The organism is Rhodoferax sp., from assembly GCF_037143375.1.
In the GTDB taxonomy this organism is placed as follows: domain Bacteria; phylum Pseudomonadota; class Gammaproteobacteria; order Burkholderiales; family Burkholderiaceae_C; genus Rhodoferax.
This window is the reverse complement of sequence record NZ_JBAWYV010000202.1, coordinates 1-4,806: the sequence shown is the minus strand read 5'-3', so window position 1 is coordinate 4,806 and position 4,806 is coordinate 1. Positions and strand designations below refer to the sequence as shown.

General features: G+C 56.0%; 6 protein-coding genes. 2 read left to right on the top strand and 4 right to left on the bottom strand.

What is annotated here, in order from left to right; genetic code table 11:
- Window positions 1–149: 149 nt before the first annotated feature.
- Window positions 150–401 carry a HigA family addiction module antitoxin gene (locus WCG50_RS17555; RefSeq protein WP_336900888.1) on the bottom strand — a complete coding sequence of 84 codons (252 nt, stop codon included), beginning with the start codon at window positions 399–401 and terminating at the stop codon, window positions 150–152.
- A gap of 41 nt (window positions 402–442) precedes the next feature.
- Window positions 443–859, bottom strand: a complete 417-nt coding sequence (locus WCG50_RS17550) for an XRE family transcriptional regulator (RefSeq protein WP_336900887.1) — start codon at window positions 857–859, stop codon at window positions 443–445.
- A 124-nt stretch (window positions 860–983) separates the two neighbouring features.
- Between WCG50_RS17550 and WCG50_RS17545 the strand changes: the two genes are divergently transcribed.
- Window positions 984–3,041 (top strand): DNA methyltransferase, encoded by a 2,058-nt coding sequence (locus tag WCG50_RS17545; protein ID WP_336900886.1) that lies wholly within the window; start codon window positions 984–986, stop codon window positions 3,039–3,041.
- 19 nt (window positions 3,042–3,060) lie between these two features.
- Here WCG50_RS17545 and WCG50_RS17540 read toward each other — a convergent pair whose 3' ends face one another.
- Window positions 3,061–3,363, bottom strand: a complete 303-nt coding sequence (locus WCG50_RS17540; protein ID WP_336900885.1) for a HigA family addiction module antitoxin — start codon at window positions 3,361–3,363, stop codon at window positions 3,061–3,063.
- A 12-nt stretch (window positions 3,364–3,375) separates the two neighbouring features.
- Window positions 3,376–3,657 carry a type II toxin-antitoxin system RelE/ParE family toxin gene (locus WCG50_RS17535; RefSeq protein ID WP_336900884.1) on the bottom strand — a complete coding sequence of 94 codons (282 nt, stop codon included), beginning with the start codon at window positions 3,655–3,657 and terminating at the stop codon, window positions 3,376–3,378.
- A gap of 52 nt (window positions 3,658–3,709) precedes the next feature.
- Here WCG50_RS17535 and WCG50_RS17530 point away from each other — a divergent pair.
- Window positions 3,710–4,806: DEAD/DEAH box helicase family protein (locus WCG50_RS17530; protein ID WP_336900883.1), on the top strand; the 1,097-nt coding region annotated here is incomplete at its 3' end.

The window sequence follows — 4,806 nt, the reverse complement described above, 5'->3', positions numbered from 1 at the left end:
GGGTTTGTCCGGCAGGAAGACGAGGATTTATAACAAATCAGCCTCTAGCCCCCGTGCTACCTGCGCAAGTAGCTATCAATTTAGAAGCAAAACATCAGGTGACTGTCGGCTGAAAAACCCGGATGCGCGGGGCGACTCTGTCAAGACTTTCACGCGTCACGAAGCATGTCGTATTCAGTTTGAAGGTTCAGCCAGTAACGAGGTTCCATGCTGAAAAACAAGCCCAGCCGCAAGGCCGTGTCTGCCGTGATGGGGCGAGCACCGTTCACGATATCGCTGATGCGACTCGGCGGCACATCCATGTCGCTGGAAAGTTGCCGCGCCGTGATGCCCATCGGCTTCATGAACTCTTCAAGCAGGATTTCGCCAGGGTGAATTTCGTCAAGCAGCAGTTGTGTCATGTTGGGCCTCTTCTGCAGATTCTGCCGCGCAGAACTATTGGCTATTCTGGCGCAGTTGTTGTCGCGTCTCCATGCACTTTGGCGAAAGTCAGAATCACTTCGCGGATGAGCTTGCGCTGCGGGACGGGCAACTTCAAGAACGCTTCAAAAATATCCCGATCCTGGTAACCAATGCCACTGTCCCAACGGGAGCGACGCTGCTCCACTTTGCGCTGAACTTCATCGCCAAAATTCAGTTGCTGTGGTGACACTGCAAGCCACTCAGCCAACACCAATAACTTTTCATGCGTGGGCAAGGTTTCGCCGCGCAACCAGCGACGCACACCGTGCAGCGTCATCGGTTTGCCCCAGTAACGGGTATTGAACTCGCGCTCCAATACCGCCGGCTTGGCCTCGTAACCAGCAGCAATCATCGCATCGCGTAACCGATCCGCAAACAATTTTCTTGCGTCTTCCATTTAGTTACGTTATCCAGCAAGCCAACCCACCAAGGAACAGCGCTGTATAGTCACGTTTTTTACGTAACTATTGATTACGTTGACTGATTCTGGTGACTCGGAGGGTCGTCAACAAAAACCCCTCATGCCCAAATCCCTGCTCGAACAACTCCCCGAAATCGTGGCCCAAGGCCGCAAAGAAGCTGAAAAAATTCTGGAGGGGTTGGAAAGTCGCCACCGCGTATCGCTTCAAACACGCGAAGTGGTGCTACCCGCCAAAGACAGCGCAGTGCAGGATTGGGTGACGGCGCAAAAGCGCACGGTGCACCGCGAAGTATTCGCCCCCGGCCAAACCATCCTGATCGACAACCCGCAGCAGACGCTGGGCGAAACTGCTTCCGTCGAAGTGCAACCCTGGACCAACCGCCTGATTTACGGCGACAATTTGCTGGCGATGGCGGCCCTGCTGGCGGGGGATGAGAACACACCCTCCCTGCGCGGCAGAGTCGATTTGATCTACATCGACCCACCGTTTGACAGCAAGGCCGACTACCGCACCAAGGTCACGCTGCCCGGCATGGAACTGGAGCAAAAGCCCACCGTCATCGAGCAGTTCGCCTACTCCGACACCTGGAGCGATGGCACCGCTTCGTACCTGGCCATGATCACGCCCCGGCTGATTTTGATGCGCGAACTGTTGGCGGATACGGGCTCGATTTATGTGCATCTGGATTGGCATGTGGGGCACTACGTGAAGCTGATTCTTGATGAAATTTTTGGCAAAAAGAACTTTCGTAATGAAATCATCTGGCATTACTCCGGCTGGAATAAGCAGTTGCAGACTTCATTTGAGAAACGCCACGACACAATATTTCTATATGGCAAAAGCGACACTCAACACTTTTCGTCATTCTTTGAAATGTGGGATTCAAAAGAGGAGTACGTCAAAAAAAGAAAACAGAAAGTTCACGTTGACATTAATGGACGCGAATATGTTTTATCCGATGCGGGCAACGGCGAGCGCATAAAGCGTTTCATTGACGATGTAATGCGTGATGGCGTCGTTGTTGATGACGTTTGGCACATGGACAAACTCAACAACTCATCCAATGAGTCTGTTGGCTATTCAACGCAAAAAACTGAAGAATTATTGAGCCGAATTCTTACCGCGTCGTGTCCATCCAATGGACTTGTGGCCGATTTTTGTGGCGGCTCCGGCACCACAGCCGCCGTCGCCGAAAAACTGGGGCGCCGCTGGATCACCACCGACCTCGGCAAACCGGCCTGCATGATCATGAGAAAGCGCTTGATCGATCAGGATGCCAAGCCTTTCCTGTACCAAGCCATCGGCGACTACCAGGTGGAAGCGGCCAAGGCGATGCTGGGGCGGGACTTTCGCATTGGCGACCTGTCGCAAATCGTGCTGTCGCTTTACGGCGCCCTGCCCTTACCGCCTGAAGTCAACCCGCAGCGCAACCTGGGCCAAATTGCCGGCATGGCATTTGGTGGTGCGGGCGCGGGCAAGAGCAGCAAAACACTGGTGCTGGCCGACTCGCCCAACAAGCTCACCGGCGCGGCCACGCTCAAAAAGGCGATTGCGCAGCGCGACAACCTGCTGGGCGGCTGGGACCGGGTCGTGGTGCTGGGCTGGAACTTTGAGCCCTCGATTGGTGAAACCATCAACGCACTGAACGACTCACGCCTTGAAGTGCTGGTGATTCCACCTGACTTGATGGACCGGCTCAAGAAAAAAGGCGGCATCGACAAACTGCGCGGGCAAGTGCGGTTCTCGTCACTGCAATACCTGACGATTCACCCGATTGAGCGCAAGGCAGTTGCCAACTCATCAGAGGGTGCCGAGCAGGAAACGCTCACCGTCAAACTCAAAAACTACGTGCTGCTGTCGCCCGAAGCCATCAACTTGGACGATGCCAACCGAGTCAAGCTGCAAGCCGTCATCAACCAGGAGCCGCTGGCGTTGATTGAGTATTGGGCAGTGGACCCGGACTATGACGGCAAGGTGTTCCGCTCGGTTTGGCAGGACTACCGGGGCAATACCGCCAACGACGGCGATGCTTTGCGTGTGGTCACGCAGGCGGTGGTGACAACCGCCGCCAAACCCGGTCCGCGCAAGGTGTGCGTGCGGGTGGTTGATGTGTTTGGCTTTGAGGCGGAGGTAATTGCCACCGTAGAGGCCGCTTGACGTGTGGACGGAGGCGGCTTTAAGCCGCAGCCAGTTCCCGCACGGCCAGCAAACTGTCTTTCAATTCAAGCTGCGCGACTTTCAGGTCATAAGCCGTTTGCAGGTTGAGCCAGTACTGCGGCGTTTGACGCAGCGCCAGCCCCAGGCGCAATGCCAATTCAGCCGTGACCGGGCGTTGGCCTTTGAGGACGTGCGACACGCGCATGGGCGAGACACCAATGGCTTCGGCAAAAGCGGTTTGCGTCAGCGCCATGTCATCAAGTATTTCACGCAGAAATTCGCCGGGGTGGATGGCGGGCATTCCGTTAACAGGTGTTTTCATGGTGTTCTCTCCTCAGTGGTAATCAATGATTTCAACGTCTTGTGCATTGCTGCGCTCAAACCGAAAGCACACGCGCCAACGGTCATTGATGCGGATACTCCATTTGCCTGCCAGATCGCCCGACAAAGCCTCCAGCCGGTTAGAGGGAGGCTGTCGCAAGTCCTCCACGTCCACCGCTGCGTCCAACTGCGTCAGCCGCATCACGGCACGCCGCAGGATGTCGGGCGGCAAGCGGCGCGACTTGCCTGTGGCAAACAGACGTTCGGTTTCGGGGTTGGCAAAGTTTTCAATCACAGCCAAATTATAAACAATTTGTTTATTTAAATAAGATATCAGGGATAACAACATGCCACAAAAAGAAAACCAACTCGCACTCTCCATCGGCCTGACCGCCAAAACCAATCAGCTGTGCCTGGGCCTCGAATACGGTGCCGCTGACATTCTGGAGCTGGTGACGCCCACCACCGCCGAGCTATTGCTGTGGTGGTTTGGCGAAGACATGGTTCTGGCACGCAGTGGGCTGAACTTTCATGCCGGGCAGAAACAGGCGATTTTGAACGCCATCGTCGCGCACGAAGTGTTGGGCAAAGACCATGAGAACTGGACCTTGCTCGACCTCTACAAAAACTGCGCGCCCGATGCGCTGTTGTCCGGCACGCGCCTGAACGAGGTAGCACTGGCCAAACACGCGCACCCCAAATATTGCTTCAAGATGGCGACCGGCACCGGCAAAACCTGGGTGCTGCAGGCCTTGATGATCTGGCAACTGCTCAATAAAACGGCAGCACTGGCCGAAGGGATTGACGACGCCCGCTTTACCCGCCAGTTCATGGTGGTGGCGCCTGGCCTGATTGTTTACGAGCGCTTGCTGGATGCGTTTTGCGGCAAGCTGGTGGATGCGGGCAATGGCTCGCGCGACTTCGCCAGCTCTGACATCGCCCGGTTTGCCGACCTGTTCATGCCCGACGCCTACCGCGAACCGGTGTTTGCCTTTGTGCGCGGCAACGTCTGCAGCAAAACCGAGATTGGCCTGAAAGCCACGGGCAACGGCATGATTGCCATCACCAACTGGCACCTGTTGAATGACAGCGACAGCGACAGCGTGGAGGATGTGGAAGAAGTTGAAGCGCTGGGCGCGCCGCTGGAGCCGCAACTAATCATCAGCGCCGTGCTGCCCCTGATGCCCGGCCGTGCCACCGGCAACAGTCTGGACGTGTTGGACCGCCGTTATGCACGCGGCAATGTGCTGGAGTTTTTGGCGAATCTGCCCGAGTTGATGGTATTCAACGACGAGGCGCACCACATTCACGAGCTCAAAAAAGAGGGTGAATCAACCGAGGTGGAGTGGCAAAAAAGCCTGTCGAAAATTGCCGCGACCAAGGGGCGGTGCTTTGTGCAGGTCGATTTTTCGGCCACGCCGTACAACGATGTGGGCGCGGGCAA